General features: G+C 68.7%; 2 protein-coding genes. Both read right to left on the reverse strand.

Annotation, left to right across the window (positions count from 1 at the left end):
• Nucleotides 1-3: 3 nt before the first annotated feature.
• Nucleotides 4-1,335 carry a thymidine phosphorylase gene (locus LQV45_RS30020; RefSeq protein ID WP_230010837.1) on the reverse strand — a complete coding sequence of 444 codons (1,332 nt, stop codon included), beginning with the start codon at nucleotides 1,333-1,335 and terminating at the stop codon, nucleotides 4-6.
• Complete coding sequence (locus LQV45_RS30025; RefSeq protein ID WP_230010838.1) at nucleotides 1,332-1,736, reverse strand: cytidine deaminase; 405 nt, start codon at nucleotides 1,734-1,736, stop codon at nucleotides 1,332-1,334. Before LQV45_RS30025 ends, LQV45_RS30020 begins: the two co-directional genes overlap by 4 nt.
• Nucleotides 1,737-1,749 lie beyond the last annotated feature (13 nt).

Consider the following 1,749-nt stretch of genomic DNA (forward strand, 5'->3'; position numbering starts at 1 on the left):
GGCTTAGGCGATGCGGTCGATGATGAGCTTCTGGGCGGGCCGGGAGCCCTCGGGGGCGATCACGGCGGCGTGTTCGAGCGCTTCCTTGGCACGCTCGAACTTCTCCGGTGTGTCCGTGAGCAGGGTCATGAGCGGTTCGCCTGCCTTGACCGTGGCGCCGGGCTTGGCGTGCATCCGCACCCCGGCACCGGCCTGGACCTGGTCCTCCTTGCGGGCGCGCCCGGCACCGAGCCGCCAGGCAGCGACGCCGACGGCCATCGCGTCGAGCTCCACCAGGACACCGTCGGCCGGGGCGTAGATGACCTCGGATTCCTTGGCGACCGGGAGCTTGGCGCGCGGGTCTCCGCCCTGGGCCTCGATCATCCGGTTCCAGACGTCCATGGCCCGGCCGTCCCGGAGTGCTGCCCGGGGATCGGCGTCGCGGATGCCGGCGCACGCCAGCATTTCCTCCGCGAGCCGGACGGTGAGTTCGACGACGTCGTCCGGGCCTCCGCCGGCGAGGACCTCCCCGGATTCCTCGACCTCGATCGCGTTGCCCGCGGTCAGGCCCAGCGGCGTGTTCATGTTGGTGAGCAGGGCCACCGTGTTGACGCCGGCGTCCTTGCCCAGGGCCACCATGGTTTCGGCCAGTTCGCGGGCGCGGGCCTCGTCCTTCATGAACGCGCCGCTGCCCACCTTGACGTCGAGCACCAGCGAGCCGGTGCCTTCGGCGATCTTCTTGCTCATGATCGAGGAGGCGATCAGCGGGATGGCCTCCACGGTCCCGGTGACATCGCGGAGCGCGTAGAGCTTCTTGTCCGCCGGGGCCAGCCCGGCGCCGGCCGCGCAAATGACCGCCCCGACGTCCTGGAGCTGGGCCATCATTTCCTCATTGCTCAGGGCCGCACGCCAGCCCGGGATGGCCTCGAGCTTGTCCAGGGTGCCGCCGGTGTGGCCGAGGCCGCGGCCCGAGAGCTGCGGCACTGCCACGCCAAACACCGCTACAAGCGGAGCCAGCGGCAGGGTGATCTTGTCCCCGACGCCGCCGGTGGAGTGCTTGTCCGACGTCGCCTTCACGCCGCCGTCGGGCCGCCGCAGGCTGGAGAAGTCCATCCGCTCGCCGGAGGCGATCATGGCCGCCGTCCAGCGGGAGATCTCGGCCCGGTCCATGCCGTTGAGCAGGATGGCCATGTTCAGGGCGGCCATCTGTTCGTCGGCGATGGCGCCGCGGGTGTACGCGTCGATTGTCCAGTCGATCTGGGCCGGGCTGAGCACACCCTTGTCCCGCTTGATGCGGATGATGTCGACGGCGTCGAACGCTTCACTGTTGTTGGGGTTCTGTGTCGGAAGTGTCACCGGGGTTCCTCCAGGTGTTGGGGGCCAAAGGCATCGGGAAGGACCTGGTCCATGGTCTTGATTCCCTGCGTGGTCATGAGCTCCATGTCCGGAGCCCGGAATTCGTAGAGCAGCTGGCGGCAGCGCCCGCACGGCATGAGGACATTCCCGCCGGCGTCGACGCAGTAGAATGCGCGCAGCCGTCCCCCGCCGGTCATCTGCAGGTTGCCCACCAGGGCGCACTCGGCGCACAGGGTCAGCCCGTAGCTGGCGTTTTCGACATTGCAGCCGCTGACGATCCGCCCGTCTCCGGTGAGGGCCGCGGCCCCCACCGGAAACTTCGAATACGGCGCATAGGCGTTCTTCATAGCGGACACTGCCGCAGCTTCGAGTGCAGCCCAGTCGACGTCGATGCTGTCCATTCTCAGCCCTTGA

The organism is Microbacterium sp. Bi128 (genome assembly GCF_918698205.1).